The organism is Moraxella caprae DSM 19149 (assembly GCF_000426885.1).
Classification (GTDB): Bacteria; Pseudomonadota; Gammaproteobacteria; order Pseudomonadales; family Moraxellaceae; genus Moraxella; species Moraxella caprae.
In genome coordinates this window covers 1-3,292 of the sequence record NZ_AUGF01000083.1, presented here as the reverse complement: position 1 = coordinate 3,292, position 3,292 = coordinate 1, and the positions used below count along the sequence as shown (strand labels likewise).

Annotated in this window: 1 protein-coding gene; it reads left to right on the top strand. The window is 40.7% G+C overall.

Annotated features, from left to right (window positions below):
• Positions 1-245: 245 nt before the first annotated feature.
• Positions 246-3,292 (top strand): S6 family peptidase (locus K941_RS0112190; RefSeq protein ID WP_322782723.1); only part of this gene is annotated, 3,047 nt, incomplete at its 3' end.

Here is a 3,292-nt window from a genome sequence, read left to right as displayed (position 1 = left end):
TTAAAAACCCTGCGTTCAATGCCAACTAAGCGTTTGAATTTGGTGTCGGATAGGTGTGTGGAGGCTTCGTAGTTCATTGGGGTATTTTAGCATAGAATGGGTTTTGCAGGAGGTCTAATAAAGAATTTTTAAAAATTTATACCATTTATACCAAAAGATGATACTAAAAAATAATCACAAGTATAGTGATTTATTGGTTTTTTTGTATTATACTAGCGGATTTTTAATCAATTGTAAAACTAATTATGTCAAATCGTCCATCCATAGATTGCTTATCTACCAAAACTTTTTATCCGTTGCCTGCGATATTGTCGCCTATTAAAAGCGTGCTGTCGCCCATGAAAACTTTGGCGTGGCTCACAGCGTGGCTTATGTATGCTTCTACTGCCTATGCGTCAAGCGTGCGTAACGATGTGGATTACCAGTACTTTCGTGATTTTGCCGAAAACAAAGGACAATTTGTTATCGGTGCGACTAATGTAGATATTTATAATAAGCAAGGCGAAAAAGTTGGCAAGATGCTTGAAGATATCCCAATGCCTGATTTGGCGGTTGTGGGTGCTAATGGCGTGGCGACTTTGGTTGATGAGCAGTATTTGTTAAGCGTGGCACATAATGGCGGTTATGCTTCAATGCGTTTTGGGGCAAGTGGTACTGATAATCACACCGATAACCCCTATTATGATTATAAGTTGGTGGATAATAATAACTATCCAAAGCCTAGCGATGATATCAAAAATGACAAACAAAAACTTGTTGAATTTCAAAAACAGTATCCAGGTAATTGGGATTATCATTTACCACGCCTGAATAAAATGGTTACCGAAGTTGCACCAATACCTACGCTAGAAGGTGTGAGTACTAGCGAGTTGGTCAAAAATCCTGACCGCTATACTTTTGCTAGGGCAGGGTCAGGTACACAGCGTGCTGAGGGTGTTAAAGGCAGTGATGTACAGTCTATTTCAAGTGCATATGCGTATTTGACAGGGGGTGTGCCAGTTGAAATCACAGGCGACCGCAAAGATTGGCTTGATGCAGGCGGACATCTGTTTGGTAATCGTCATGGTGCTTTGGTAACGCTTGGACTACCGGGGGATAGCGGTTCAGGTATTTTGGTTTATGATAAAGAGCAAAAAGTTTGGAAAATAGCTGGGACTTTAAATTTTTTAGCCGATCGTGGCAAAGGCATCTATTCTAACACTTGGTCAATAGCTCGTTCTGACTATAACAAACAAATGATGAATGATGATATTGGTGTAACACTTGATGTAAACAACCAAGCCATTGTTATTAGTCCAAAACAAGCAGGTAAAGCACAGCTTAGCTATCAAGAAAATGGCAAAACAGTAAATCAAGAGCTTGATGTATTCAACAGTGAATCGCCAGCACGCATAAAACAAATTGACGCTCAATTAAATCATGGTAAGACCTTAGTTATTAACGGTAATAACAATACTTTGCGTTTGACGGATAATTTAAATCAAGGTGCAGGAGCGTTGCGTTTTGCTCAAAATGCGACCGTTACCGCTGATAATCCTGACCATACTTGGGTGGGAGCAGGTGTGGTTGTTGCCAAAGATAAAAGCGTAGATTGGCAGATTAAAAATCCCAAAAATGACCGTTTATCCAAATTGGGTAAAGGCACGCTTGTTGTTGGTGGTACAGGCATAAACCAAGGCGATATTAGTGTTGGCGATGGTACGGTTGTGTTAAACCAAAAAGCCGACAACAAAAACCAAAAACAAGCCTTTAATAGTGTTGGTATTGTTTCAGGGCGTGGCACAGTTGTTGTGGGCGATAATGCTCAAATGGACTGGGATAAGTTGTATTTTGGTTTTAGGGGCGGTAGATTAGATGTCAATGGGCAAGATATTGCCTTTAACCGTATTGCCAATATGGATGAAGGTGCTCAAATTGTCAATCATCATGACAACAAAGCGACCGTATCTATTGCAGGCAATCGGGCGATGACCCCAGATGAGATTAAATGGGGTCAATGGAGGCAAGCAGGTGGCGACATTTATGAGTATGTCAATAACTGGCGTGATAATCGCAAAGATTATTTTTTGTTAAAGGGTCGAGCAGGGGCATTTTATCCAGTAGATCAAAATTCAAATGATCACTGGGAATTTATTGGTTCAGGCGAAGAAGGCAAACAAAAAGCGATAGCACGAGTGCTTGCCAAGAAAAACGCTCAAAACCAACATACCGCTTTTAATGGCTTTTTGGGTGAAAATGACCAAACGCACGGCAAAAATAGCAAGTTAGATGTGGCATTTAATCCGCATATTGATAATGCGTATTTGTTGTTGTCAGGTGGTAGCGATTTAGATGGTACGCTATCAGCACACAAAAACGGCACGCTTGTTTTGTCAGGTCGCCCCACACCGCACGCTTATGACCATCAAAATCGCCAAGAAGTCATCAAAGACAACGATTGGCAAAACCGCCAATTTAACGTAAAAACCTTTAAGGCACAAGATAACAGTAAACTTATCGTCAGTCGCAATGTGTCTGGCGTAACAGGTGATTTTGAACTGTCTAACCAAGCGACCGCAAAATTAGGATTTAGCCAAAATGACAGCGAGTGCGTGCGTTCTGACCGCACAGGATTGACCACTTGTGCTATCAAAAATCTTGATAATTCAATATTTGATACATTGCCTACCACTTCAATTACAGGCAATGTCGCCATGACCGACAACGCCCATTTACAGCTTGGCAGTAAAGCTCATTTGACGGGTAGTGTTAAGGCTAGTGACCAAAGCCATATGACTATGGATACGGGTAGTTTTTGGACTTTGATAGAAGATAGCCAAATACCCAGTTTGAATCTGGATAATGCCAACATCGTGCTAAATGACGGCTATGATGCAGGCAAAAATGACAATTATCATGAATTGACTGTCAGTAATTTATTAGGGCGTGGAACTTTTTATTATTTGACTGATATTGCAGGCAAAAAAGCAGACCATGTTAGTGCTGATAATGCCACAGGCGATTTTTTGTTAAATGTTAAAGATACAGGTGCAGAACCAACACACGCCGACCGCTTGTCGCTTTTGACAGTAAAAAAAGCAGATAATTTGCAAGTTCGCTTAGCCAATGACGGACAAGTGGTGGACAAAGGAGCATATCAGTATAGATTGATTGATGATGACGGCGATTATCGTTTGTACAATCCCAAAATGGAAGAAAAAATTAAAGCCGAAGCTGAAAAAGCAGAACAAGCAAGAATTGAAGCCGAACGCCAAAAAGCAGAAGCTGAAAAACAAAAACAAGCTGAAATTGC